23 protein-coding genes and 1 pseudogene are annotated in these 24,678 nt (G+C 66.9%); 14 read left to right on the forward strand and 10 right to left on the reverse strand.

Annotation, left to right across the window (positions count from 1 at the left end):
* Positions 1-4: 4 nt before the first annotated feature.
* Positions 5-2,275, reverse strand: coding sequence for an aminotransferase class V-fold PLP-dependent enzyme (locus ABDW61_RS10520; protein WP_343638471.1), 2,271 nt, complete (start codon positions 2,273-2,275; stop codon positions 5-7).
* A gap of 103 nt (positions 2,276-2,378) precedes the next feature.
* On the opposite strand from ABDW61_RS10520, the gene ABDW61_RS10525 reads away from it, so the two are divergent.
* Positions 2,379-2,840, forward strand: coding sequence for an Lrp/AsnC family transcriptional regulator (locus ABDW61_RS10525; protein WP_343638554.1), 462 nt, complete (start codon positions 2,379-2,381; stop codon positions 2,838-2,840).
* Positions 2,841-3,206: 366 nt separating this feature from the next.
* Positions 3,207-3,542 carry a hypothetical protein gene (locus tag ABDW61_RS10530; protein WP_343638473.1) on the forward strand — a complete coding sequence of 112 codons (336 nt, stop codon included), beginning with the start codon at positions 3,207-3,209 and terminating at the stop codon, positions 3,540-3,542.
* 292 nt (positions 3,543-3,834) lie between these two features.
* On the opposite strand, the gene ABDW61_RS10535 is transcribed toward ABDW61_RS10530, so the two are convergent.
* Together ABDW61_RS10535 and ABDW61_RS10540 are read right to left on the reverse strand one after the other, a co-directional pair.
* On the reverse strand, positions 3,835-4,476 hold the full coding sequence (locus ABDW61_RS10535; protein WP_343638475.1) for a DUF1109 domain-containing protein: 642 nt from the start codon (positions 4,474-4,476) through the stop codon (positions 3,835-3,837).
* The gene (locus ABDW61_RS10540) at positions 4,473-5,036 is read right to left on the reverse strand and encodes a sigma-70 family RNA polymerase sigma factor (protein ID WP_343638477.1); all 564 of its coding nucleotides are present in this window, start codon (positions 5,034-5,036) and stop codon (positions 4,473-4,475) included. Before ABDW61_RS10540 ends, ABDW61_RS10535 begins: the two co-directional genes overlap by 4 nt.
* A 174-nt stretch (positions 5,037-5,210) precedes the next feature.
* On the opposite strand from ABDW61_RS10540, the gene ABDW61_RS10545 reads away from it, so the two are divergent.
* The 8 genes from ABDW61_RS10545 (at position 5,211) to ABDW61_RS10580 (ending at position 14,755) form a co-directional block, all read left to right on the forward strand.
* Complete coding sequence (locus ABDW61_RS10545; RefSeq protein WP_343638479.1) at positions 5,211-5,489, forward strand: DUF2282 domain-containing protein; 279 nt, start codon at positions 5,211-5,213, stop codon at positions 5,487-5,489.
* A 13-nt stretch (positions 5,490-5,502) separates the two neighbouring features.
* Positions 5,503-6,348 (forward strand): DUF692 domain-containing protein, encoded by an 846-nt coding sequence (locus ABDW61_RS10550; protein ID WP_343638481.1) that lies wholly within the window; start codon positions 5,503-5,505, stop codon positions 6,346-6,348.
* Positions 6,345-7,091 (forward strand): DNA-binding domain-containing protein, encoded by a 747-nt coding sequence (locus tag ABDW61_RS10555; protein ID WP_343638483.1) that lies wholly within the window; start codon positions 6,345-6,347, stop codon positions 7,089-7,091. Before ABDW61_RS10550 ends, ABDW61_RS10555 begins: the two co-directional genes overlap by 4 nt.
* A complete protein-coding gene (locus ABDW61_RS10560) occupies positions 7,088-7,591 on the forward strand; it encodes a DoxX family protein (RefSeq protein ID WP_343638485.1) in 504 nt (167 codons plus the stop codon). The genes ABDW61_RS10555 and ABDW61_RS10560 overlap by 4 nt, the downstream gene beginning before the upstream one ends.
* 166 nt (positions 7,592-7,757) lie before the next feature.
* On the forward strand, positions 7,758-8,048 hold the full coding sequence (groES, locus tag ABDW61_RS10565) for a co-chaperone GroES (RefSeq protein WP_088451343.1): 291 nt from the start codon (positions 7,758-7,760) through the stop codon (positions 8,046-8,048).
* Positions 8,049-8,227: 179 nt separating this feature from the next.
* Positions 8,228-9,865, forward strand: coding sequence for a chaperonin GroEL (groL, locus tag ABDW61_RS10570; protein WP_343638488.1), 1,638 nt, complete (start codon positions 8,228-8,230; stop codon positions 9,863-9,865).
* A gap of 308 nt (positions 9,866-10,173) precedes the next feature.
* Positions 10,174-12,252: a DUF1631 family protein gene (locus tag ABDW61_RS10575; protein ID WP_343638490.1), complete on the forward strand. Its 2,079-nt coding sequence runs from the start codon at positions 10,174-10,176 to the stop codon at positions 12,250-12,252.
* Positions 12,253-12,445: 193 nt separating this feature from the next.
* Entirely contained in the window at positions 12,446-14,755 is a 2,310-nt protein-coding gene (locus ABDW61_RS10580; RefSeq protein WP_343638491.1) for a patatin-like phospholipase family protein, read from the forward strand.
* Between the two features lie 15 nt (positions 14,756-14,770).
* Here ABDW61_RS10580 and yihA read toward each other — a convergent pair whose 3' ends face one another.
* A complete protein-coding gene (yihA, locus tag ABDW61_RS10585) occupies positions 14,771-16,018 on the reverse strand; it encodes a ribosome biogenesis GTP-binding protein YihA/YsxC (protein WP_343638492.1) in 1,248 nt (415 codons plus the stop codon).
* Between yihA and ABDW61_RS10590 the strand changes: the two genes are divergently transcribed.
* The 3 genes from ABDW61_RS10590 (at position 16,002) to ccsB (ending at position 20,198) form a co-directional block, all read left to right on the forward strand.
* Complete coding sequence (locus ABDW61_RS10590; protein WP_343638494.1) at positions 16,002-16,583, forward strand: c-type cytochrome; 582 nt, start codon at positions 16,002-16,004, stop codon at positions 16,581-16,583. The genes yihA and ABDW61_RS10590 overlap by 17 nt on opposite strands.
* Positions 16,584-16,738: 155 nt before the next feature.
* Positions 16,739-18,784, forward strand: coding sequence for a cytochrome c biogenesis protein ResB (locus ABDW61_RS10595; protein WP_343638555.1), 2,046 nt, complete (start codon positions 16,739-16,741; stop codon positions 18,782-18,784).
* Between the two features lies 1 nt (position 18,785).
* Entirely contained in the window at positions 18,786-20,198 is a 1,413-nt protein-coding gene (gene ccsB / locus ABDW61_RS10600; RefSeq protein ID WP_343638496.1) for a c-type cytochrome biogenesis protein CcsB, read from the forward strand.
* A 126-nt stretch (positions 20,199-20,324) separates the two neighbouring features.
* On the opposite strand, the gene ABDW61_RS10605 is transcribed toward ccsB, so the two are convergent.
* The 6 genes and pseudogenes from ABDW61_RS10605 to ABDW61_RS10630 all read right to left on the reverse strand — a co-directional run bounded on the left by ABDW61_RS10605 (position 20,325) and on the right by ABDW61_RS10630 (position 23,482).
* On the reverse strand, positions 20,325-20,900 hold the full coding sequence (locus ABDW61_RS10605) for a hypothetical protein (RefSeq protein WP_343638497.1): 576 nt from the start codon (positions 20,898-20,900) through the stop codon (positions 20,325-20,327).
* 16 nt (positions 20,901-20,916) lie between these two features.
* Positions 20,917-21,417, reverse strand: coding sequence for a hypothetical protein (locus ABDW61_RS10610; RefSeq protein WP_343638498.1), 501 nt, complete (start codon positions 21,415-21,417; stop codon positions 20,917-20,919).
* Between the two features lie 86 nt (positions 21,418-21,503).
* A complete protein-coding gene (locus ABDW61_RS10615; protein ID WP_343638499.1) occupies positions 21,504-21,782 on the reverse strand; it encodes a hypothetical protein in 279 nt (92 codons plus the stop codon).
* Positions 21,783-21,903: 121 nt separating this feature from the next.
* Positions 21,904-22,161 (reverse strand): annotated as a pseudogene (locus ABDW61_RS10620) (RHS repeat-associated core domain-containing protein); the annotation flags it as partial.
* 41 nt (positions 22,162-22,202) lie between these two features.
* Positions 22,203-22,625: a hypothetical protein gene (locus tag ABDW61_RS10625; RefSeq protein ID WP_343638500.1), complete on the reverse strand. Its 423-nt coding sequence runs from the start codon at positions 22,623-22,625 to the stop codon at positions 22,203-22,205.
* Positions 22,622-23,482: an RHS repeat-associated core domain-containing protein gene (locus tag ABDW61_RS10630; protein WP_343638502.1), complete on the reverse strand. Its 861-nt coding sequence runs from the start codon at positions 23,480-23,482 to the stop codon at positions 22,622-22,624. The genes ABDW61_RS10625 and ABDW61_RS10630 overlap by 4 nt, the downstream gene beginning before the upstream one ends.
* 195 nt (positions 23,483-23,677) lie before the next feature.
* On the opposite strand from ABDW61_RS10630, the gene msrP reads away from it, so the two are divergent.
* Positions 23,678-24,661, forward strand: a complete 984-nt coding sequence (msrP, locus tag ABDW61_RS10635) for a protein-methionine-sulfoxide reductase catalytic subunit MsrP (protein ID WP_343638504.1) — start codon at positions 23,678-23,680, stop codon at positions 24,659-24,661.
* Positions 24,662-24,678 lie beyond the last annotated feature (17 nt).

The raw sequence follows: 24,678 nt of genomic DNA on the forward strand, positions 1-24,678 counted from the left end.
GCGTTCAGATCGCGATGGCGTCGAAGGACGTCGCGGCCTTCGTCTCGGGCCACAGCGCCAGTCCCCCGGCCAGGCTCCACGCCTGCCCGTGGCCGAGGCGGCGAAGCGCCCGAGCCGCCTGCGCGCTGCGGTTGCCGCTGCGGCAGAAGAACACCACCGGCGTGTCGGCCGGCAGGTCGCGCCAGCGCGGCAGCGCATTGACCAGCGTCGACAGCGGCACCGATTCCGGCGCCAATTCCTCGGTCGGACTCAATCTCGCCTCGTAGGCCTCGCGGACGTCCACCAGCACCGGCTTGGGCCCGACGCCATCGCACAGCAGCGCCTGCAGGCCGGCGACGTCGAGTTCGACGCGCTCCACCGCCCGCGCGCAATCCACGCGCGCACCGCAAGCCATGGTCTGGTACTCGGTTGGCGCGAGGTCGCGCTCCAGCTCGGCCTTCTCCATCGCGAAGGCCTCGGCGCTGAGCCGTCCCTTCAGCACCCCTTCCAGCAGCGGCTGCGCGCCGCACTCCACGGCCAAGGTCGTCGCGAAGCGGTCGTCGTAGTCGTGGCCCGGCAGCAGCAGACCCTGCGCGCCGACATGGCGCTCGAGCGTCTTCAGCGACGCCCCATAGGCGCTCGGCGCGCTCTGCGCGAAATCGCTGCGGCCCAGCGCGCCGGGCATCACCGTATCGCCGACGAAGGCGGCGATCAGCGCATCGCCGGTGTGCAGCAGGTAGGCCGTCGAATCCTCGGTGTGGCCCGGCAGCGCGAGCCGCGCCAGCCGGTGCGCGCCGAGTTCGATGGACTCGAGCTCCTTCGGCCAGCCGAGCCCGTCGACGCGATCCGCCGATGCCGCGGCATCGAGCAGCCCCACCACCGCATCGCGCAGCGCCTGGGCCGACGAGGCGTGATCGCCATGGCTGTGCGTATCCAGGATCGCCGCGAGCGTCAGCCCGCGACATCTCATCCACTGCGCCAGCGTGCCTGTGAGCTCGGGCAGCGGATCGATCACCACGCAGCGGCGGCTGGCGGCATCGGCCACGACATAGCAGCAGGCGCCATCGACGGCGAAGCGCGTCACCAGTTCCGGCGCCTGCGGTGTCTCGTCGGAAGCGGGCATCTGGCAGGTCGCGCGCAGCGACGCGCCACAGGCGCGCAGGCGGCGGCAGGCTTCGTCGATGGTGGCGTCGGCATCCGCGGCGCCGAAGGACAGCCGCACCGCCGAGGCGGCGCGCGCCGCCGGCAGGCCCATCGCCTGCAGCACGTAGCTGGGCTGCGCCTTGGACGCGCCACAGGCCGAGCCGCCGCTGACGCGCAGCCCGGCGGCGTCGAACAGGTCGAGCAGCAGCTTCGCGCTCAGGCCCGGCACGGAGACATTGAGCGTCGTGGGCAGGCTGATGTCGAACGGCGCGTTGAAGACGACGCCGGGGAAGGCCTCGGTGAGCGCATCGGCCAGGCGCTGGCGGCGATCCAGCAATTCGCCGAGCGAGGCGAAGGTGCCGCCTTGTTCGAGCGCGTCCAGCACGGCGCCCAGTGCCGCGATGCCGGCCATGTTCTCGGTGCCGGAGCGCAGCGCGCCTTCCTGGCCGCCGCCGGCCAGCAGCGGCGTGAACGGCGCGCCGTCGCGCACGTAGAGCATGCCGATGCCCTTGGGCGCATAGAGCTTGTGGCCGGAGAACGGCGCGTAATCGATCGCGCGTTCGCCGAGCAGCAGCGGCAGCTTGCCCAGGGCCTGCACGCCGTCGACCAGCCACAGCGCGCCGGTACCGCGCAGCGCGTCGGCGATGCCGTCCAGGTCGCTGATCACGCCGGTCTCGTTGTTGGCGGCCATCGTGCAGACCAGCCCCGCCGCGCCCGCCTGCGCGCGCAGCCAGCCGAGCTCATGGCGGCCGTCCAGGCCAACGGGGATCGGCACGATCTCCAGGTCCAGGCCCAGCAACGCATTCCAGTGCTTCAGCGCTTCTGGCACGGCCTTGTGCTCGGTGGCGCCATACAGCAGGCGCGGCGGGATGGCTTCACCCGCCTCGCGGCGCTGGCGCAGCGCGGTCAGCGCGGACAGGACGGCGGTCTGGATGCCCTCGGTCGCGCCGCTGGTGAAGAGCAGCCGGCCCGAAGGGGCGCCGAGCACGCGGCGGGCGGTGGCGCGCACTTCGTCGAGCCGGGCGCGGGCCTTGAGACCGCTGCCATGGATGCTGCTCGGATTCCCGAAGGCCTCGGCCATCACGGACAGCGCGGCGTCGCGGGCCTGCGGCAGGACAGGGGTGGTGGCGTTGGCGTCGAGATAGATTTCCATGGCCGGGGATTGTCGGAAGCCACCCGTGGAATCCGCATGCAAAATCCGCCTTTGCATAGCCGATTTCGGCAATTCAATTCCAAGGACCGAGGCAATGGCGAAACTGGATTCCATCGACCGCAAGATCCTGCAGGCCTTGCAGCAGGATGCCTCGATCCAGGTCAGCGACCTGGCCGCGGAAGTCGGGTTGTCGACGACCCCCTGCTGGCGCCGGGTGCAGCGCCTGAAGGAGGCCGGGGTCATCACGCGCAACGTGATGCTGGTGGATCCGCGGAAGGTGAACGTCGGGGTGACGGTGTTCGTGTCGGTGCGGACCAGCATGCATTCGCAGGGCTGGTTCGAGCAGTTCCGGGCGGCGGTCGAAGCGATTCCCGAGGTGGTCGAGTTCTACCGGATGAGCGGCGACGTGGATTACCTGCTGCGCGTGGTGGTGCCCGACATCGCCGCGTACGACCAGGTCTACAAGCGGCTCATCGCGGGGACGCAGCTGTCGGACGTCAGCTCGAGCTTCGCGATGGAAGAGCTGAAGTTCACGACGGCGTTGCCCTTGTCCTATATCGACTGAGCGGCTGTGGGGCCGTCGCGACGACGGCTGGCGATTCCTTCGATTTCTCCCTGCCGCCGTGAATGCACGCATGAGCGGGAACTAGCAAGCGTTGCTCAGTTCATCGAACGGTCGTCCTGACTCCGATTCGGGATCCGGGATCCTTCACCCGGATTGATCGATGCGCAGGTGCCATCCACTGGTGCCATTCCGGCTCGGTACGGCGAGCCGGGTTGCACGACGCGCGCCGGAAAGTCCATCCCGCTTCGCCCTTGCTGGCGACAACCTGAGCGCTGCGCAGACTGGCTGCATACCCGTCGGGTATCGCGCAGTCGGACTGGGCGCGTCGCACACCAGGCCGTGTTGATCTTGAAAGAGAGACTTTTCATGTCGATGCAAGAACTGACCCTGGAAGAGATGGATCGCGTGCATGGCGGCAGGGGGCAACTGCTGAAGAAAGCCGCGGAGGGTTGTGCTGTCGGCGCGTCGGCCGGCTCCAGCACGGCGGCAGAAGGATATGGCCTGCTGGGCGGGATGGCTGGATGTCTGGCCGGCGCTTCTGTCGCCATGATGAACGGCAGCACGGCAGCCCAGACAGCGGCCGGCTGGGCTGCCGGAGCGGGTTTCGGCCCTTACGCGGGAAGTTCCATGAACGTGTCTGCCGCGAACTATGAGAACTCGATGGATAGGGCGAATCCGCCTCGCCGGATGAGCTCCATCTGATCGTCGTCTCGACCAACCCGGCGGCGGTCCACCGTTGGTCGCCGCCATTCCGCGATAGCGCCGGAATCTCTTCTATGCAAATTGACTGCTCAACTATCCGGGTCCTCGTGATCGTGCTGTCGGGATTGGTCGGCCATCTCATCACCGGCCGCCCCGTCGTCGCGACCCTCGTCGGCCTCGTCCTCTCGGAAATCGTCGGAAGGCTGTGTGAACGACGAGTGGCTCGACGATCAGAAAGAGATGCCGCTCGCTCAGACGAAAGGCGGGCGGCGGACGGAGAGTAAGGGCCTGATCACCATCTCAACCACCGCCGCCCGGCGACCGCCCCCAGCGCCGCCGACAGCCCCATGCCCAGCACGTACCAGATCGCGACGAAGGGCGCAGCCATCTCCGGGCAGTGCAGCGAATAGACGCACGCCCCCACCGCGCCCGCGAGCCAGCCAGCCGCCGCGCCCGTCAACGCGGGCCGCGTCGGCGCCAGGCCCCGCAGCGCCCATAGCAGTGCCACGCCGATCGGCAGCGCCGTCGCCGTGACGTTGAACACGCAGGTGCGCCAGGTCGTGCCCAGCACCAGCGGCGCGCGCGCCGCGGGCTCCGCCATCCACAGCACCGCCGCCGCCCAGATCCACAGCAGCGACACCGGCAGCCACACGCCCAGCCACCAGCCGCCCATGCGCACGCCCGGATGCCCGAGCCGGAACACCACGATCAGCCCCGTCCCCGCGACCGACAACGGCATCGCCACCTTCTGCCAGAACGCGGCCGTCCCCATCACCGCGGCCAGATCCGCCCGGATGCCGTAGGCGGCCTGCACCCAAGCGAGCGCGAGCGCCACGCCGACCATCAGCGCGATCGCGAAGCGCCGCTCCCCGGCGCGCGCCGGCACCGGGCCGGCGTCGCGCGCCAGCAGCCCGATCAGCTCGTCCGTCTTCATGTCATGTCCTTCCATAGCCGCGCCAGCGCCTTGAGCCCGCGGTGCACGCCCACCTTCACCGCCGACTCGCTCATGCCCGTCAGCCGCGCCGTCTCCTGCACCGACAGCCCTTCCAGCTTCGTATGCAGGATCGGGAGCCGCTGATGCGTCGGCAGTTGCTCCAGCATCTGGCCCAGATCCCGCCGCGCCTCGCCGGCCTCGTGATCCGCGCTCGCGAAGACCGCCAGGTCGTCGTCCAGCGGATCGTTCAGCGCGTCGTGACGCTCGCGCCGCCGCCACAGGTCCACGAGCTTGTAGCGCGCCACCGCGTGCACCCAGGCCGTCAGCGGCTCGCCGCGGCGGTAGCTCTGGCGCTGCGTGTGCACCGCCATCAACGTCTCCTGCACCAGGTCCTCGACCTCGTCCGGCAGTTGCTGCAGCCGGCGGCGGAAGTACCCGCGCAGCAATCCGCCCAGGCGCTGCAGGAAGCGGTGGTAAGCCGCCGCATCCCCATCCAGCCCGGCAACGAACAGGTCGTGCAGCTCATGCTCGGTCGCGATCACGGAATCTATTCGCGTCATGGGGACGGAAGGTTACAGCGGGCCTCAAAAAAATAGTTGAGGCGTTTTCACCTGCCGCTGTAACCCGGCGCGCGTTCGCCACGAACTAGCTTGCGGATCGCTGCAGGAACCGCCTGAGGCATCCCCGGCACAACGCCATTCATTCAATTCGTTCAACCGCACAAGGAGTTCCACATGAAGACCACCGCTCTGAGCATGGCCCTCGTCACCCTGACCGCCCTGTCCGCCTCCGCGATGGCACAGGACGCCAAGCCCGCCGCCAGTGACAAGGAGCGCTGCTACGGCGTCGCGATGGCCGGCAAGAACGACTGCGCCGCCGGCCCCGGCACGACCTGCGCCGGCACCGCGAAGGCCGACTACCAGGCCAACGCGTGGAAGTACGTGCCGGCCGGCACCTGCACTGCGATCAAGACGCCCAAGGGCATGGGCTCGCTGTCGCCGGTGAAGTCCTGATCGGACCCGCGCCATGACACACGCGCTGGGCGCGGGCCTGGGCTTCAAGCCGGACTTCGCGGAGGACGCGCTCGCCGCGTGCCACGCGGGTCTCTGGTTTGAAGTCCATCCCGAGAACTACCTCGTCGCGGGCGGCCCGCGCCTGGCGCTGCTCGAGGCCGTGCGCGCGGTGCATCCGCTGTCGCTGCATGGCGTTTCGGCGTCGCTGGGCGGGCCCGGGCCGATCGACGCGGGCCACCTGCGGCGCTTCGCCGCGCTCGCGGACCGGCTGCAGCCGGCGCTGATCTCGGAGCACCTGGCCTGGAGCCGCTTCGGCGGCGCCTATGCGCCCGACCTGCTGCCGCTGCCGCGATCGACCGAGGCACTGCACCGCGTCGCCGCCAACATCGGCCGCCTGCAGGACGCACTGCGCCGGCGCGTGGCCATCGAGAACCCGTCCCACTACCTGCGCCTGGCGCATGACTGGGACGAGGTCGAATTCCTTCACGAGCTGGTCCGCCGCACAGGCTGTGGCCTGCTCGTGGACGTCAACAACGTCGTCGTCTCCGCAGCCAACATCGGCCTCGACGCCACGGCGTGGATCGACGCCATCGACGGCGCGGCCGTGATGGAGGTCCACATCGCCGGCCATCGCGCGGATGCCGATCCGGCCAGCGGCCTGCTGATCGACAGCCATGACGCGCCGGTCGCCCCACGGGTGTGGACGCTGCTGGAGCGCCTGACCGCGCGCATCGGCCCGAAGCCGACGCTGCTTGAGCGCGACAGCGACCTGCCGCCCTTCGCCGAGCTGATCGCCGAGCGCGGGCGGGCCCAAGCCGTGCTCGATGCGGTGGCCCGCGCGCAGGAGGTGCCCGCATGACGCTCGACGAGTTCCAGGAAAGCTTTTGGCGCGATCTGTGGGCGCCGGCCGATGGCACCGCCAGACCGCCCGCAGGCTTGGCCGTCTATCGCAACACCGCGCTCAAAGGCTGCGTCGATGCGCTGAGATCGCTGTATCCGGCAGTGCATCGATTGACAGGCGGCGCTTGGATGGAAGCAGCCGCGCTCGACTTCGTCCGCGCCGATCCTCCGGCTGGTGGCGAGCTCCAGCACTACGGCGAACGCTTTCCCGCCTTCCTCGACCGAGCGCTGGCAGGGGGCGATCTGCCCTGGCTGAGCGCCGTCGCCCGTCTGGACAGGCTCTGGAGCGAAAGCCATGTCGCCGCGGACGCGCCGGTGATGGGCCTGACGGCGCTGATGCGAATCGACGCGGATCGGCTGGCCCCAGCGCAGTTGGCGCCTCATCCCGCGGCGCGCTGGCAGTGGTGCGCCGATTGGCCTGCATTCAGCTTGTGGCAAGCCGCCCGCAGCGGCGCCGCCGATCCCAATCCACCGCACTGGAATGGCCAGGGCGCATTGCTCTGCCGCCCCGAAGGCGCGGTCCTCGCGCTCGAGATCGGCGCCTCAGACGCCGCGCTGCTCGACGCTTGCGCCGCCGGCCAGCCACTGGGCGCGGCGCTCGACGGCGTCCACGCCCGGTTCCCCTGCTTCGACCCCGGCGCCTCGCTGGGCCGGTTGCTTCAGCACGGCGCCTTCGCCACCCTCACCGAGACCTCACCATGAACACGACCTCCTCCACCGTCCGGGCCGCCGCGCCGGCCTCCCCGTCCCGCTCGCCGGGCGCGCTGCTCGAGGCGCTGCGCGCTCGGCTCGAGCGTTGGATCTCCTTCGACCTGATCGCCCTCGCCTGCCGCTTCAGCATCGCGGGCGTGTTCTGGCTGTCCGGCCGGACCAAGGTGGAGGGTCTCTTCACGCTGACCGACACCACCTTCCTGCTGTTCCGCGAGGATTACGCCCTGCCGCTGATCCCGCCCGAGATCGCCGCCTACCTCGCCACCGGGGCCGAGCACCTGCTGCCCATCCTGCTGGTGCTGGGCCTGTGCACGCGGGCGGCGGCGCTGGGCGTGCTGGCGATGACGGCGGTCATCCAGACCTTCGTCTACCCGGCGGCCTGGCCCACTCACCTCAGCTGGGCCGCGCCCATGCTGCTGCTGCTGGGCCGGGGCCCGGGCCGCTGGTCGCTGGACCACGTCATCGGATGGGGTTCCACGCGCCGCCCTTGAAACGTCAAGACCGGTCCATATAATCCTTGCTGCTAGCACTCGCGATCGTCGAGTGCTAACAAGCCCCGAGCCGCGAGACCCGGGGCTTACTTCTTGTGATGGGCTGGCCGGGGCGAACAGCGCCCGGCGGGTCCAGGAATCAAGTCTGCACAGTCAAGGAGATCTGATGAAACTGCGTCCTCTGCACGATCGCGTGATCGTTAAGCGCCTGGAAAACGAAACCAAGACGGCCTCCGGCATCGTCATCCCCGACAACGCCGCCGAGAAGCCCGACCAGGGCGAGGTGCTGGCCGTCGGTCCGGGCAAGCGCAACGACAAGGGTGAGTTCATCGCCCTGAACGTCGCCGTCGGCGACCGCGTGCTGTTCGGCAAGTACAGCGGCCAGACCGTCAAGGTCGACGGCGAAGAACTGCTCGTCATGCGCGAGGAAGACCTCTTCGCCGTCGTCGCCAAGTAAAGCTACTGCGCGGCGCGCTGGCGTCGTCGGGCGGTGCTCGGGATCCTCACGACCTCAAGGTCGCTCCGGTCCCTCCGCTCCCCCCTCCTAGCCAGCCCACCGCTCGCTACGCTTTCCTCGGCAACGACCCGAGCAGTGGCGTGGCAGTCCATTCATAGATCAGATTCGGAGAATTTCTCATGGCAGCAAAAGACGTGGTCTTCGGCGGCGAGGCCCGTGCCCGCATGGTCGAAGGCGTGAACATCCTGGCCAACGCGGTCAAGGTCACGCTGGGCCCCAAGGGCCGCAACGTGGTGCTGGAGCGCTCGTTCGGCGCCCCCACCGTCACCAAGGACGGTGTCTCGGTCGCCAAGGAGATCGAGCTCAAGGACAAGCTGCAGAACATGGGCGCCCAGATGGTCAAGGAAGTCGCTTCCAAGACCTCGGACAACGCCGGTGACGGCACCACCACCGCCACCGTGCTGGCCCAGGCCATCGTGCGCGAAGGCATGAAGTACGTGGCCGCCGGCATGAACCCGATGGACCTCAAGCGCGGCATCGACAAGGCCGTCACCGCCCTGGTCGAGCAGCTGAAGAAGGCCTCCAAGGCCACCACGACCTCCAAGGAAATCGCCCAGGTCGGCACGATCTCGGCCAACTCCGACGACTCGATCGGCCAGATCATCGCCGAGGCGATGGACAAGGTCGGCAAGGAAGGCGTCATCACCGTCGAGGACGGCAAGTCGCTGAACAACGAGCTGGACGTCGTCGAAGGCATGCAGTTCGACCGCGGCTACCTGTCGCCGTACTTCATCAACAACCCGGAGAAGCAGTCGGCGATCCTGGACAACCCCTTCGTCCTGCTCTACGACAAGAAGATCTCCAACATCCGTGACCTGCTGCCGACGCTGGAAGCCGTCGCCAAGGCCGGCCGTCCGCTGCTGATCATCGCGGAAGAAGTCGACGGCGAAGCGCTGGCGACCCTGGTGGTCAACACCATCCGCGGCATCCTGAAGGTCGTGGCCGTGAAGGCGCCGGGCTTCGGCGACCGCCGCAAGGCCATGCTGGAAGACATCGCCATCCTGACCGGCGGCAAGGTGATCGCCGAGGAAGTGGGCCTGTCGCTCGAGAAGGTCACGCTGGCTGACCTGGGCCAGGCCAAGCGCGTCGAAGTGGGCAAGGAAAACACCACCATCATCGACGGCAACGGCGCCGGCAGCGACATCGAGTCGCGCGTCAAGCAGATCCGCGCCCAGATCGAGGAAGCCACCAGCGACTACGACCGCGAGAAGCTGCAGGAGCGCGTGGCCAAGCTGGCTGGCGGCGTGGCCGTCATCAAGGTCGGTGCCGCCACCGAAGTCGAGATGAAGGAGAAGAAGGCCCGTGTCGAAGACGCGCTGCACGCCACCCGCGCCGCCGTCGAGGAAGGCATCGTGGCCGGCGGCGGTGTCGCGCTGCTGCGCGCCCGTCAGGCCGCTGGCGAGATCAAGGGCGACAACGCCGACCAGGACGCCGGCATCAAGCTGATCCTGAAGGCCATCGAAGCCCCGCTGCGCGAGATCGTCTACAACGCCGGCGAGGAAAGCTCGGTCGTCGTCAACAACGTGCTGGCCGGCAAGGGCAACCACGGCTACAACGCCGCCAACGGCACGTACGGCGACATGATCGAGATGGGCATCCTGGACCCGACCAAGGTGACCCGCACCGCGCTGCAGAACGCCGCGTCCGTGGCCTCGCTGATGCTGACGACCGAGTGCATGGTCGCCGAAGCGCCGAAGGACGAGTCCGCGGCCCCGGCCATGCCCGGCGGCATGGGCGGCATGGGCATGGACATGTGATGTCCGCCTGAGCCCGGCGGTCGGCCCTCTGGCGCCGCCCGTCACCGCTCTCGAGAGGGGTCGCTTCGGCGACCCCTTTTTTCTTTGGCCCGGCGATGATGTTTCCGCCCATTCCTGTTTCGGTTGGATACGCTTCGGGCGCCTGGCTTGCTCTCCCGCGTATCGCGATTCGCACAGAATCGATCGTCACCGCCGGCCACGGCGGCGGGTCCCCATCGGGCTTTCCCTCACTCGCACGGCCCCACGGTCCTGGGGGATGTCACATGAATCAGGGGCGACCATAATGCGCTGACAACTTGTCACAAAAGATGGCCCAAGCATCTTCGCCCTCCCTCCAGACGCTCGTCGACGAGACCCTCGCGCACGTGCCAGGGCTTGCCCACGCGGTCTACAACGGCCTGCAGGACGAGCTCAAGAGCCGGCTCGAGCACCATCAGCTGCTCGCCGGCTGGTCCAAGCGGCGTGCGCATTTCGCGTCCGACTTCGAGGCCTCGCTGACCCGGCTGCTCACGCTGGCGCGCGAGGGCGGCGATCCGCTGCAGAAGGACCGGCAGAAGACCCAGGCGCGCAGCAACCCGTTCGACGACCTCGCGTTGAGCCTGGTCGACGAAGGGCAGGCGCTGAAGGATGTAGCGCTGGCGCATGTGATGTCGGCGATCGAGGACCAGTCCAGGGCCGAGCTGCACCAGCTGGGCAACTTCTTCGCCGCGCTGCGCGGCATCGCCCGGCCGCTGAAGAACGACAACCCGCTGCGCGCCGCGCTGTTCGCACAGGCGCTGGCGCGCGCGATCGAGGGCGTGGACCTCGACGCCGACGGCCGCTACGCGCTGATGCGCCTGGCGGCGCATCCGCTCGCGACCAAGCTGCAGCCGATTTACGCGCGGCTGTGCCAGGGACTGCGCCAGGCGCATCTCACCGGCATGCTGACGAGCCACGGCGCCGCGCTGAAGGAATCCGACCTGCGCCTGCGCCAGTTCAAGAGCGTCACCGAGGCGCCGAACACGCAGAACGCGACGCTCGATCAGGTCGCGATGAAGCTGGACCTGATGAACACGCGCAACGCCGAGCTGGCGCCGGCCGTCGCGCGGCCGGCCAACGGCGCGGCGCCCCCGCCCGGTCCGGCGCCCAGACTGGGACCGGGCGTCGGCGCGCCGGGCACCGACCTGCTCTCGCGCCTGTATGACCAGATCCTGGCCGACGACAGCCTGCAGCCGCCGCTGAAGGTGCTGATGGGCCGGCTGCAGGTGGCGATCGTGCGGCTGTCCCGCGCGGACGCCACGCTGCTGCGCCGCCAGGATCATCCGACCTGGCAGTTGTTGAACCGCATCGCGGCCCATGGCGCCGGCTTCCAGCGCGCGGACGACAGCGAGCTCAAGGCCTTCCTGCAGTTCCTGGAGCGCGTCATCCAGCCGCTGCTGGACAGCGCCCATCCGTCGGCGCTGCAGTTCCAGCAGGCGCTGAGCGAGGTCGACGCGCACATCCGCGCGCAGGCCGAGGCCCGCGGCCAGCGCAGCGCGCTGGCGCTGGAGCGGCTGGACCGCGAGCAGCGCCGCCAGGAGTGGCAGCGCATGCTGCGCGACCAGCTGCAGCACCAGCTCGACGACGCCCATGCCGGCAAGCTGATGCGCCGCTTCCTGCTCGGCCCCTGGGTCGAGGTCATCGCGCAGGCGATGGTGCAGCACGGCCGCGACGCGGTCGAGGCGCAGACCTACATCGAACTGGTCGACGCGCTGCTGAGCAGCGTCTCGCCGCAGCCCGACGAGGCGGCGCGCCAGCGCTTGCGCGGCCAGCTTCCGGACCTGATCCGCGCGCTGGAGCGAGGGATGGATGCGATCGCGCTGCCGCAGATGCAGCGCCAGACCTTCCTCGACGAACTGATGCGCCAGCACGGCCGCGTGCTGCGCGGGCTGCCGGCGGTCGAGCAGGCCGCGCCCGCCGCGCCCGCGCCGCGCCGCCCGGCGCAGACGCCGGAGGAACTGCTGCAGCAGCTGCTGGACGAGCGCGAGTCGCAACTCCCGTCGCGATGGGCCTTCGAGCGGGTCGACCGCGGTCAGCTGCCGACGGTGCCGGTGGCGCTCTACAGCGAAGAGCACTCGCCGCATGCGCGCGCCGCGCTGCAGGACTGGATCGCCGGGGTGCACATCGGCGGCTGGTACCACCTGTTCCTGCAGAGCGAATGGATCACCGCGCAGGTGGCCTGGATCAGCGACAGCCGGCAGATGTTCCTGTTCATCGGGCAGGTGTCCGACGAGCGCCACTCATTGACGCGCGGCGCGCTGGAACAGCTGGTCGCCAATGGGCTGATCACCCAGCTCGAGCACGAGCCGCTGCTGCAGCGCGCGATCGGCACGCTGATGCAGGACCTGGACCGCGCGCCGGGCCACTGACCGGCAGGCGCCGGCGCGGAACCGGTCGGCCGGTTCAGGTCACAATGCGCCCGCCTCGCGCCTTCGCCGCGGGGCCGTCCCCTGCCCGATGCCCGCCGTGTCCCGAGATCTCCGCGCCCTTCCCCGTTTCTCCGGCCTTTCCATGGGTCCGTCCGCTGGCCTTTCCACTGGCCTGCGCGGCCTTCGCGGCCTGATGCTGATCGCCGCAATCACCGCCACGGCCGCCTTGATGGCCTCTTCCGCATGGGCCTCGCCAGCAGGGTCGGGGCAGACGGTGCCGCCCAATCCCCCCGCCGGTCAGCAGGCGCCAACGCCCGCGGCCGACCAGGCGCAGCGGCCCCGCCTCGGCCTGGTGCTGTCCGGCGGCGGCGCGCGCGGGCTGGCGCACGTCGGCGTGCTGAAGGTGCTCGAGCGCGAGCACATCCCCGTGGACATCATCACCGGCACCTCGATGGGCGCGATCATCGGCGGGCTCTATGCCAGCGGCATGACCGCCGACGACCTGGACCGGGAGCTGACGAAGATCGCCTGGGACCGGCTGTTCGCCAGCCGCGTCGATCGGCAGGATCTGTCCCAGCGCCGCAAGGAGGAGGACTTCGAGTTCTCCGCGACGATCGAATTCGGCCTGCGCGACGGCGAAGTCCGCGTGCCCACCGGCACGCTGTCCAGCCGCGGCCTGGAGGCGCTGCTGCGCCGCCTCACGCTGCCGGTGCGCAACGTGCGGCAGTTCGACCGGCTGCCGACGCCGTTCCGCGCCGTCGCCACCGACATGGAGAACGGCCATGAGCGCATCCTCGCGGAGGGCGACCTCGCGCTGGCACTGCGCTCCAGCATGAGCGTGCCGGGGGTGTTCGCGCCGGTCGAGTGGGAGGACCGCATCCTCGGCGACGGCGGCCTCGTGAACAACCTGCCGGTGGACGTCGCGCGCGAGATGGGCGCGACGCGGCTGATCGCGATCAACGTCGGCACGCCGGTGGGCGGGCGCGAGACGCTGAACTCGCTGATCGGGCTGACGGCGCAGATGATCAACATCCTCACCGAGCAGAACGTGCAGCGCTCGATCGCCAGCATGAGCGCCGGCGAGGACCTGCTGATCACGCCGCAACTGGGCGCGCTGAGTTCGGGCGACTTCGACAAGGTGCAGGCCTTCATCCGCGCCGGCGAGGAGGCCGCCGAGCGCGCGCTGCCGCAGCTGCGCGCCTATGCCGTCGATGACCGCAGCTACGCCGACTGGCAGATCGCGCGCACCGGCCTGAAGCCGCCGGCGGTGGTGCTGGCGGCGGTGAAGCTGGAGGGTTCCGACAACACCAACCCGGAGCGCTTCCGCAGCCAGCTGGAATCCAAGCCCGGCCAGGCCTTCAACAACGAGAGCGCCGAGCGCGACATGCGCTTCCTGTCCTCCAGCGGCGACTACAACCGCGTCGACTATCACGTCGAGCAGCGCGCCGAGGGCGAGACGCTGGTCTTCAACATGGAGGACAAGCCCTGGGGGCCGAACTACTTCCGGGTCGGCATGGATCTGTCGACCGACTCGGGCGGCGACAGCTTCTTCAACCTGCGCGTGAGCCACAACCGCCATTGGCTGACCGACAAGGGCACCGAGTGGCGCAACCAGGTCACGATCGGCGAGACGCCGCGGCTGTACACCGAGCTCTATCACCCGCTGGGGATCAAGCTGGGGATTTCGGACGACTGGTTCGCCAGCGTCTGGGCCGAGGCCAACCAGCGCAAGCAGATCGTCTACGGGAACAACGATCCGGACGATGCCAACCTCGGCCAGGCGCGGCTGGTGCGGCGCGACGCGTCGATCGGGCTGGACGTCGGGCAGCCCTGGGGCCGGCTCGGCGAGGTGCGGCTGGGCGTGATCAGCCAGATCCGCCACGCGCGGCCCGACCTGATCACCGCCATCACGCCCGAAATGGGCAAGCTGCGCTGGACCAGTTATGAGCGCGGCTTCCGCTTCCGCACGGTGGTCGACCAACTGGACTACGCCAACTTCCCGCAGCACGGCTACCGGTTCAACGTCGACGCGGAAGGCGGCCGGCAGGACAACCGCAACCTCAACAGCGGCCGCTTCCTGCGCCTGAAGATGGATGGGAACGTGGTGCGCAGCTTCGGCGGCCACACCTTCAGCCTGTACGCGCGCGGCGTGGCCTCGCAGCAGCCGGACGAGACCGGCCTGGGCGGCGACACGCTGGGCGGTTTCCATCAGCTCTCGGGCTACAAGCCGAACCAGCTCAGCGGCAACTCGCTGCTGTTCACGCGGGCGACCTATTACCGGCGGCTGAACGACTCGCCGCTGTTCTCGCGGGGATTCTTCGTCGGCGGCACGCTGGAGGCGGGCAACACCTGGCTCTCGCGCCACGACATCAGCCTCAAGGACATGCGCTATGCGAGCAGCCTGTTCCTGGGCTCGGACACTGGGCTGGGGCCGCTGTACGTGGGCGTCGGCTACGCGCCGCGCGGCGGCACCGCCTTCTACGTGTTCATCGGCCGGCCGTGACCTGAAGCGCGCCGGTCAGTGGCCGGCGGCGTCTTCGTCTTCCGCGCCGCCTTCGGCGCTGCTCTGCGGCTCACCGGCGCCGGCCTCGCCGAGGCCTTCATCATCCTCGTCGTACGGCTCGCGCGGCGGGCGGTGCGCCCAGTCGTAGATCACTTCGGCGACGTCCTCGAGCCCCTGCTTGCTCAGCGCCGAGAACAGCGTGATCGCGATGTCCGAATCCTCGGTCGCGAGCACGGCCAGTTCCTTCTGCACCTGGGCCACGATCGCGCTGCCTTCCTTGCGGTTGAGCTTGTCGGCCTTGGTCAGCACGACCAGCAGGCTGACCTCGCCGGCCGTCACGCGGTCGGAGACGAACTCCAGCAGTTGCTTGTCGAGGTCGGTCAGGCCCAGGCGCGAGTCCACCATCAGCACGACCCCGGACAGCGATTCGCGCTCGCTGAGGTAGTCGGCCATGACGCGCTGCCAGCGCAGCTTGGCATCGCGCGCGACGGCCGCGTAGCCGTAGCCGGGCAGGTCGGCGAACAGCGCGTCCGGCGCGTCGCGGGGGCCGACGGCGAACAGGTTGATGTGCTGCGTGCGGCCCGGCGTCTTGGACGCGAAGGCCAGCCGCTTCTGCTGCGCCAGCGTGTTCACGGCGGTGGACTTGCCGGCGTTGGAGCGGCCGACGAAGGCGATCTCCGGCAACTGGCGTGGCGTCAGGTCTTGCGCCAGGGCCTCGCCTTCGCCCGCGATCGCGGCGCCGGCATCGCCCTCGGGCGCGCCGGCGTCATCGAAGGGCCCGCCGTCGAATTCACCGGCGGCCTCGGCGGCTTCGCGCGCGGCGCGCGCCTCGGCGGGCAGCACGCCGTTGACCGGCAGGTGGCGCAGCTGGCTCGCGGTGGTCAGGAAGCGGGCGGTGTGGGTCCAGGCCAAGGCGCGCTTGCCGGGCGTCATCGGTTCGCTGCTGACGGGCTTGGCGGCCGGGGCCAGGCCTTGCTCGCGGGCCTTGGCGTCGGCCTTGGCCTTGGCGCTCGCCTTCGCGCGCATGCCGGTCTTCCCGGGCCCTTGCTTCTTCTTTGGCGCTCCCGGGCGACCCGTGCCACGGCCTGCGGGTTTCCCTGGGGCCGCCGAAGCGGGTTTCTTGTTGGAATCGGTCATCGCGCTGCGGGGCTCAAAAGAGGTGCCATTGTAAGATCCCGCGCTTGCGCTCACCCGACCCTCAACATTCATGAAGACTGCCGCTTTCTTGTTGTCGAGTATGGTTCTGATGTCCGGCGCCGCCATCGCCGCCGAACCGCAAGCAGCCGCCAAGCCGGATCTGACCAAGGGTCAGGCCATCAGCTCCCAGGTCTGCGCCGCCTGCCACACCGCCGACGGCTCCCGCGGCAGTCCCGCCAACCCCATCATCGCCGGCCAGCACGCCGACTATCTGGCCAAGCAGCTGCACGAGTTCAAGTCGGGCAAGCGCAAGAACCCGGTGATGTCGGGCATGGCCGCGCCGCTGTCGGACGACGACATCCGCAACGTGGCCGCGTTCTACGCGAGCAAGGGCGCCAAGCCCGGCTTCGCGAAGAACAAGGAGCTGATCACGCTGGGCGAGAAGATCTATCGCGGCGGCATCGCGGACAAGCAGGTGCCGGCCTGCGCCGGCTGTCACAGCCCGAATGGCGCCGGCATCCCCGCGCAGTACCCGCGCCTGGGCGGCCAGCACAGCGACTACACCGAGGCCCAGCTGACCGCGTTCCGCGCCGGCGGCCGTCCGAACAGCCCGCAGATGCTGGCGATCGCCGCCAAGATGAGCGATCGCGAGATCAAGGCCGTCTCGGACTACATCGCGGGGCTGCGCTGACCCCAGTCGACGGTTGACGGCCCTCGCCCGGTCCGCCGCGCCGGGCGACGAGAATGCCGCCCATGACCGAGAAGTCCCCCGATCGTCCCCTCCGGCCCGCGGCCCCTGCGGTGGCCCGCGCCGCGCTTGACGACGCGCTCGAGCTGCTGGCGTCGATGCGCTTCGCGATCGCGCTGCTGACGGTGATCTGCATCGCCTCCGTGATCGGCACGGTGGTGCAGCAGCAGCAGCCGATGACGAACTACGTCAACCAGTTCGGGCCGTTCTGGTCGGAGCTGTTCGGCAAGCTCGATCTCTACACGGTCTACAGCGCCTGGTGGTTCCTGCTGATGCTGGGCTTCCTGGTGGTGTCGACCAGCCTGTGCATCGCGCGGCACACGCCCAAGATCCTGCGCGACCTGAAGACCTACCGGGAGACGATGCGGGAGCAGTCGATCCAGGCCTTCCGGCACAAGGCGCTGGGCTACCTGCACATGAATCCCGAGGCGGCGCTGGCGCAGGTCAACGCCTGGCTGGCGGCCGAGGGCTGGAAGGCGCGCGCGCAGGTGCGCACCGGCGGCGTGATGATCGGCGCGCGCAAGGGCGCGGCGCACAAGATCGGCTACCTGGCGGCGCACTCGGCGATCGTGCTGATCTGCCTGGGCGGCTTGCTGGACGGCAACCTGATCGTGCGCGCGATCATGTGGGCGCAGGGCAAGCAGATCTACCAGGGCGCGGACCTGAACCAGATGACGGCGGACAACCGGCTGGGCACGTCCAACCCCAGCTTCCGCGGCAACCTGTTCGTGCCCGAGGGCAGCCGCTCGTCGACGGCGCTGCTGTCCATGCCCAGCGGCGTGGTGGTGCAGGACCTGCCCTTCGATGTCGAGCTGAAGAAGTTCATCGTCGAGTACTACGCGACCGGCATGCCCAAGCTGTTCGCCAGCGACATCGTGCTGCACGACCGGCGCGACGGCACGTCCACCCAGGCGACGGTCAAGGTCAACGAGCCGGTCACCTATCGCGGCGTGACGCTGTACCAGAGCAGCTTCGAGGATGGCGGTTCGCTGCTGAAGCTGAACCTGCGTTCGCTGCAGGCGGCGCATGACACGCCGATGGAGGGTCGTGTCGGCGCCAGCGCGACGCTGACCGCCGATGGCGAGTCCTATGGGCTGGAGTTCACCGGCCTGCGGGTGATCAACGTCGAGAACTTCGCCAATGACGGCAAGGATGGCAAGGGCACCGACGTGCGCAAGGTCGACCTGGTCGGGCGGCTGGAGCAGCACCTGGGTTCGGGCGCGAACACCAGCGACAGGAAGACGCTGCGCAACGTCGGGCCCTCGTTCAGCTACAAGCTGCGCGACGCCAGTGGCCAGGCGCGCGAGTACAACAACTACATGCTGCCGCTGGAGCTCGATGGCCACCGGGTATTCCTGCTGGGGGTGCGTGACACGCTGGCGGACAACTTCCGCTACCTGCGGGTGCCGGTGGACAGCAAGGACAGCATCGAGGGCTGGCTGGCGCTGCGGCGCGTGCTGGCCGATCCGGCGCAGCGGCTGATGGCGGCCAAGCATTACGCGCTGGCGGCGAGTCCGCAGGACAAGCCGGGCATGCAGGCGCAGCTCGAGGCGACGGCGCTGCGGACGCTGACGCTGTTCGCCGGCGCCGAGGGCCTGAAGGCGGGCGCGCCCGCGCAGGGCGCGGCGGTGGGCGGGTTGCCGGCGCTGTCGCAGTTCATCGAGCGCGAGGTGCCGGAGGCCGAACGCGCGCGCGTGTCGGAGGTGCTGCTGCGCATCCTCAACGGCAGCCTGTTCGAGCTGCACAAGCAGGCCGAGGAACAGCTGGGCCGGCCCAGACCGGAGCCGGGCGAGGCGGCGCAGGCGTTCATGACGCAGGCGGTGCTGTCGTTGTCGGACGCGATGTTCTATCCGGCGCCGATCGTGGCGCAACTGGACGATTTCAAGCAGGTGCAGGCGAGCGTGTTCCAGGTGACGCGCGCCCCTGGGCAGACGCTGGTCTATCTGGGCGCCGTGTTGCTGATCGTCGGCGTGTTTGCGATGCTCTACGTCAAGGAGCGGCGGCTGTGGCTGTGGCTGGAAGGCGCGCCCGGGCGTGCCGAGCAGACGCGGGTGCGCATGGCGCTGTCCAGCAACCGGGACACGCCGGACCTGCCCGTCGAATTTGAAGCGCTCAAGCAGCGGCTGCTGCATGAGGAGGCCTGACATGACCAGCACATCCTCCACCGCGGACGCGTCCGCCCTTTCTTCGCCGCCGGGCGCCGAGGCGCCGCTGGCGCGCTCGCTGGTGATCGGCAAGCGGGGCTACTTCCAAGGGCGCAGCGCGTTCGACTGGATCTTCGCGGCGCTGGTGCTGCTGGGCGCGGGCTTCGCGTTCAGCCGGTACCACGCGTCGATGGACGTGTATGAGAAGGGCATTCTGGCGGGCGCGGCGCCGGCGCTGATTGCGCTGGGCTGGTTCTGGCGGCCGCTGCGGCCGCTGTGCCTGATCGTCGGGGCGGCGAGCCTGCTGGCGATCCAGCTCTATCTGCGCCAGACGGACGACTTCGGCGCCGACTTGGCGGCGGGGGAGAAGGTCTTCCTGCTGAAGTACCTGCTGTCGAGCCAGAGCGCGATCCTGTGGATGAGCGTGCTGGTGTGGATGAGCACGCTGTTCTACTGGCTGGGCTTCTTCCAGAAGGAGGCGGGGCACAGCGAGGCGGAGGCGATCGGTTCGCGGCTGGCGTGGGGGGCGGTGGGGATGGCGCTGACCGGCACGATGGTGCGTTGGTTCGAGAGCCACCAGATCGCGCCGGACATCGGTCACATCCCGGTGAGCAACCTCTACGAGGTGTTCGTGCTGTTCACGTGGCTGACGACGCTGATGTATCTGTACTACGAGCAGCGTTTCGCGACCCGGGCGCTGGGCGCGTACGTGATGCTGGTGGTGAGCGCGGCGGTGGGCTTCCTGCTCTGGTACACGATGGCGCGGGACGCGCACGAGATCCAGCCGCTGGTGCCGGCGCTGCAGAGCTGGTGGATGAAGATCCACGTGCCGGCGAACTTCATTGGCTACGGCAGTTTCGCGATGGCGGCGATGGTGGCGCTGGCGACGCTGCTGAAGACGGCATCGCCGCGGTCGCTGGTGATCGGTCTGATCGGTGTGCCGGTGGGGCTGGTGGCAGTGCTGCTGGCGTTCCGTTTCGGCGCGGGGCTGTCGCCGGAGCTGCAGGCCGGGCTGGACGGCTGGGCGGGGAAGATGGCCGGCGTGGCGGTGTTCCTGGCGGCGAGCGTGGCCTTGCGGGGCCCGCTGACGGCTCGGCTGCCGTCACTGACGACGCTGGATGACCTGAGCTACAAGGCGATCGCGCTGGGTTTCGCGTTCTTCACGATCGCGACCATCCTGGGCGCGTTCTGGGCCGCGGAGGCCTGGGGCGGGTACTGGAGCTGGGACCCGAAGGAAACCTGGGCGCTGATCGTGTGGCTGAACTACGCGGCCTGGCTGCACATGCGGCTGATGAAGGGGCTGCGCGGGGTGGTGTCGGCGTGGTGGGCGCTGATCGGGCTGCTGGTGACGACGTTCGCGTTCCTCGGAGTGAATATGTTCCTGTCGGGATTGCACTCGTACGGGACGTTGTAACGCCACAGAGTTTCAAAAAAGCGGCGCCAAGCAAAAGCTTGGCGCCGCTTTTTTTTGCATGGTCGCGACGGTTGCCCCGTTATGCCCGATACCGCGCGATTACGAAGAAGCTCGTCCTTCACCGAACTATTTTTCAGGCTTTACTCGCCGCCACAGCAGAAATGCGCCGACGAGCATCAATCCTGCGGCGATCACGCCTCTGAACAAGAGGTCAACCCAAGAATATTCGATCGACCTCTCGGGAAGCACGTTTCCGTCAGCCTTCAATACATATTCGAATAGATTACTGCGCGAGTGTGTGCCATCTCGCATGACCAACTCAAGTTGCCAATCTCCTTCGCGCCTTGTTGCGCGGAATTCCCCTCCATCGTATCCCTGGTGCTCAAGTGTTGCGCGCCACTGAGCAATCATTTCCTTCGCATCGGCGGGCGGAACGAGCGTGAAGGAATCGCGAGGAAAAATCAGATCGGCGTTGGATTGGACGACGGTCAAAATGCCGCTATTCCATTCAGCCAAGGAGACATTCACTGCTCTCGAAAGGCATTTGGAGCCACCACAGGGGCATCTCGGAAATGCCAGCATTTGAAATTGATCATTTGGAGCGACCTGCGGCTCCGCGAAAAAATCCAGCGCCGGGCAAGCCCATAACGCAAGGGCCGCAGCGATGAAAAGAGCGCCCAGCGGCCGGCGCCAAGAATTCATTTCTAGCGTGAGCATTCTATTCCAGGAGACGCTCAGAGTTTGCTACTGCCAATGCCCGCTCCAATCTAGGCAGAACCTCTTTGCCGCCAATGCATTGACCGATGAGGTGCGCAATGTCAATGTCATTAAGCGTCCATCCACTTTCAAACAAGAGTCGAAACCAAGGTCGAAAGTAGGTAATGGTCTCATTTGCAGCTGAGCGTTGCAGCGTTAGAACTGCTCGTCCAAAGTTTTCCAGCTCCCATTTTGCGACACTCCCTGCCAATGCCACTTCCTGCTCGCTGTCAAAAATCATCCATGCATCATTGCGCAAATAGACAGCAAGCAACTTCTTAACCCAGCGCCCATCCGAAGACGTGATCAATGTCGAGCCGTAGCCAGACACGTGAGTCTTTGGCTGCGGGTCAGTCACACCCTCCCAAATCCCAGTGCTCAAATCCAAACAGAAAAAATGCGGACTCAACGGCGCACTGGCGGTGAGGTTTCGCAGAAGCACAATGTCTGGATCAGCGTTCATTTCGAACAAGTGCTCCCTCGATAACCTGGCAGTGTGGGCGGCCGGCCAAGGCCGCTCGAGTCTGGGTTTTCGCCGGGCAACTTTCGTCAATCAGTGAATTTTCGCAACGAAGGAGTGGGACCAAAAGGCAAAAAGAGCTTGACCGACTTAGATGACCAGCCAACTTCAATGCTGTCCAACTCATTAAAACTCGAAGCAATTGGCCATCGTTTAAATTCCTCGCCCTTTGTATGCACAAAATCAAACTCGAACCCGTCGAATCGGCCAAATGAAAGAAACGCCTGCGCACGGACAAGTGCGCACTCGTTGGCCAACGATACAACTTCAAGATCTGCAACATGGACGGTTCCGGATCCAGGAAACAAGATGTTTTCTGGCCAATCTGTACGGCCGAAATCGGAGTCATCGTCGATGAAACGCTGGAATCTCCGATTTGGGGATCGATCACGTCGATCGTATGGCCTCAATTGCTCCTGCAACTTCGATCTATCCGACGCTCTTATTGATACTGCCATCGACGCCAGCCAGGTTTCGTAGTCTTTGCCCTTGGCCGAATAAGAGAACGTCGCCAAAGCCCGCCGAAAAGTCGACCACCCCTTGTAGCAGGGGATCACCCCAGGCCCAAAGACCGTTCGGATCGATGTACAGCAGCGGGTTCGAGGAGACATAGGCATACGTGTTGACTCCTCCAATCATTCCCATTGGTTCCCTCTGCACATATCGCCCACTGCTAGGGACGTAGCCCCGTGCAGCTTGTCGTAGCTGCGGCGCTCCTAGTTAAGGAGCTACTGAACTAGGAAGTGCCCTTCGACTTCTCCGTCATTGGAAACATACAGCGTGTCGCCCGTTTGTAAGCGACCTTCAATGCTGATGGACACATTCCTCCAACAGTCGCAACCGGAATTGAACAGCGAATTGCTTTTCTCTTCATGCAAAACAAGAGTTGCCCGATGCTCATTCGTTTCAGTTAAGTACGGCGCCGCCAAAGGGCCTCGGCATGGCATCGGCATAGTTCCGGTTATCAAAAGTGTTGCGCCAGTCTTTTTGACCTCAAGATGACGATTTGCAATGCCTTCATGGCACTCAGACACTTCAACCACTCGGACGCCGGTGGCGTACGTAAACGCAGCACCATTTTTATCGGCCTTTGAGCAACCGAACAGAGCCCCTAACGCTATACAAAGTGAAATCAAAGACAAGAATTTCATGGTGCGAGGAGATGGGAGGTGTCGACGGGGGTGGGCACAGGAGCCGGACCTTTTTTATCGAAGGTTCGCCATGTGCCCCGATTGGTCATATCAGGAATATGGTTTAGTTTTGATTTCAAATCTTCGGATAGCGACCCATATGGGACCGGATTTTCCCAACTTCCTACATTCCAGATTCGCTCAGTTGGCGCTCTAACCGACGCATTCCAGTGTCGTTTTGCCAATTGTTCTGCTATGGAATATTCACCCTGTCCTGCGCGACAGGCATCCAAAATTATCGGCTGCGACTTCTTGCAGCCTTTAGACACAAGAGTCGCCGCGAGCTGGTCGGCCTTCATCTGGTTTACGCTGTTGGGCGACCCATGTGATATGACGATGCACAAATTTGGGTCATCCCAATGTGCAACGGCAGCTGGATACACGGGGTCTGTTTCCTTTACAAGAATTACCTTGGTAGTGCCTGTAGGGTCAGCGAAAGCAAGCGGGTTGGAATCAACATAGGCGTACGTGTTAATACCCCCATTTAGCCCAATTGGGTCACTTTGGACATACCGACCAGTCGTTCCATCGTAGTCCCGGAAGTAGTTGTAGCTCAGTCCCGACTCCTTGTCGAAATACTGCCCTGGGAAGCGCAAATTGACGACCAGATTCTCGAGCGAGTTCGGAATCGTCTCAGCCGCAGTTGTGCCGAAGGGCTCCGAAATCCAGCGCCAACGCACGTCCCCTACCGCATTCACGATCACCCGCGCCGCATTCAGGTGATCGGAGTATGCGTAATACACCCGCGGCTCAGCCGTCGTCGAGTTCGTGAGCACGGCGATCAGCGTACCTCCGAGCCATACGAATTCCTGCAGCACTCCACCGCTGCTGTTGTATTCCCCGAGTAACCGTCCATTCTGTCGTACGCGAAGCGGGGTTGGGGCGTACCCGTTTGGGCGTACCCATCACCTTGCGCACGCGCTGTCCCGCCGCGTCGGCGGCTTAAGCGCACCCTCATCCAATCCCCTTCGCGAAGGCGTAACGTTCGCACCTCGCTCCCTCAGAGGTCCGCCATGCATTTCCACAAGCCCCGCGACGGTCAGCGCATCCCGTCCTCCGAGATCACCTCGCGCGCCGTCTACGACGCCCGCCGCGACTGGCTGAAGACGGCTGGCGCGCTCGGTCTCACCGGCCTGGGTCTGAGCGGCGCCGTCCAGGCCCAGACCGCCGGGCCCGGCAAGCTCGCCAAGCTCCCCGGCGGCAAGAGCTCGGTGGCCGGCGCCAACGTGATGGAAAAACTGACGGCCTACAAGGACGTCACTTCGTACAACAACTTCTACGAGTTCGGCACCGACAAGTCCGACCCCGCCGAGAACGCCCACACGCTCAAGCCGCGGCCCTGGTCCGTCGTCATCGAGGGCGAATGCGCCAAGCCCGGCCGCTTCGGACTGGACGACCTGCTCAAGGTCGCGCCGATGGAGGAGCGCATCTACCGCCTGCGCTGCGTCGAAGGCTGGTCCATGGTGATCCCGTGGGTGGGCTACTCGCTGGCGGAGCTGCTGAAGAAGGCCGAGCCCACCGGCAAGGCCAAGTACGTCGAGTTCACGACGCTCGCCGACAAGGCGCAGATGCCCGGCGTGCGCTCGGGCGTGCTGGACTGGCCCTATGTCGAAGGCCTGCGCATCGACGAGGCCATGCATCCGCTCACGCTGATGGCCTTCGGCCTGTACGGCGAGGTGCTGCCCAACCAGAATGGCGCACCGCTGCGCCTGGTGGTGCCCTGGAAGTACGGCTTCAAGTCGGCCAAGTCCATCGTCAAGATCCGCTTCGTCGAGAAGCAGCCCGTCAGCAGCTGGACCAAGGCCGCGCAGCAGGAGTACGGCTTCTATTCCAACGTCAACCCGCAGGTCGACCACCCGCGCTGGAGCCAGGCCACCGAGCGCCGCATCGGCGAGGACGGGCTCTTCGCCAAGCGCCGCCAGACGCTGATGTTCAACGGCTACGAAGCGCAGGTCGGTCAGCTGTACGCCGGCATGGACCTGAAGAAGAACTACTGATCGCGACGTGCATTCCC

Source organism: Roseateles sp. (genome assembly GCF_039595595.1).
GTDB lineage: Bacteria > Pseudomonadota > Gammaproteobacteria > Burkholderiales > Burkholderiaceae_C > Roseateles.

Bases quoted from the DNA above. Each gene is read 5' to 3' on its own strand.
- ABDW61_RS10520 (WP_343638471.1), bottom strand. From the start codon at position 2,275: ATGGAAATCTATCTCGACGCCAACGCCACCACCCCTGTCCTGCCGCAG.
- ABDW61_RS10530 (WP_343638473.1), top strand. From the start codon at position 3,207: ATGTCGATGCAAGAACTGACCCTGGAAGAGATGGATCGCGTGCATGGC.
- ABDW61_RS10535 (WP_343638475.1), bottom strand. From the start codon at position 4,476: ATGAAGACGGACGAGCTGATCGGGCTGCTGGCGCGCGACGCCGGCCCG.
- ABDW61_RS10540 (WP_343638477.1), bottom strand. From the start codon at position 5,036: ATGACGCGAATAGATTCCGTGATCGCGACCGAGCATGAGCTGCACGAC.
- ABDW61_RS10545 (WP_343638479.1), top strand. From the start codon at position 5,211: ATGAAGACCACCGCTCTGAGCATGGCCCTCGTCACCCTGACCGCCCTG.
- ABDW61_RS10550 (WP_343638481.1), top strand. From the start codon at position 5,503: ATGACACACGCGCTGGGCGCGGGCCTGGGCTTCAAGCCGGACTTCGCG.
- ABDW61_RS10555 (WP_343638483.1), top strand. From the start codon at position 6,345: ATGACGCTCGACGAGTTCCAGGAAAGCTTTTGGCGCGATCTGTGGGCG.
- ABDW61_RS10560 (WP_343638485.1), top strand. From the start codon at position 7,088: ATGAACACGACCTCCTCCACCGTCCGGGCCGCCGCGCCGGCCTCCCCG.
- groES (WP_088451343.1), top strand. From the start codon at position 7,758: ATGAAACTGCGTCCTCTGCACGATCGCGTGATCGTTAAGCGCCTGGAA.
- groL (WP_343638488.1), top strand. From the start codon at position 8,228: ATGGCAGCAAAAGACGTGGTCTTCGGCGGCGAGGCCCGTGCCCGCATG.
- ABDW61_RS10575 (WP_343638490.1), top strand. From the start codon at position 10,174: ATGGCCCAAGCATCTTCGCCCTCCCTCCAGACGCTCGTCGACGAGACC.
- ABDW61_RS10580 (WP_343638491.1), top strand. From the start codon at position 12,446: ATGCTGATCGCCGCAATCACCGCCACGGCCGCCTTGATGGCCTCTTCC.
- ABDW61_RS10590 (WP_343638494.1), top strand. From the start codon at position 16,002: ATGTCCGGCGCCGCCATCGCCGCCGAACCGCAAGCAGCCGCCAAGCCG.
- yihA (WP_343638492.1), bottom strand. From the start codon at position 16,018: ATGGCGGCGCCGGACATCAGAACCATACTCGACAACAAGAAAGCGGCA.
- ABDW61_RS10595 (WP_343638555.1), top strand. From the start codon at position 16,739: ATGCGCTTCGCGATCGCGCTGCTGACGGTGATCTGCATCGCCTCCGTG.
- ccsB (WP_343638496.1), top strand. From the start codon at position 18,786: ATGACCAGCACATCCTCCACCGCGGACGCGTCCGCCCTTTCTTCGCCG.
- ABDW61_RS10605 (WP_343638497.1), bottom strand. From the start codon at position 20,900: ATGAATTCTTGGCGCCGGCCGCTGGGCGCTCTTTTCATCGCTGCGGCC.
- ABDW61_RS10610 (WP_343638498.1), bottom strand. From the start codon at position 21,417: ATGAACGCTGATCCAGACATTGTGCTTCTGCGAAACCTCACCGCCAGT.
- ABDW61_RS10625 (WP_343638500.1), bottom strand. From the start codon at position 22,625: ATGAAATTCTTGTCTTTGATTTCACTTTGTATAGCGTTAGGGGCTCTG.
- msrP (WP_343638504.1), top strand. From the start codon at position 23,678: ATGCATTTCCACAAGCCCCGCGACGGTCAGCGCATCCCGTCCTCCGAG.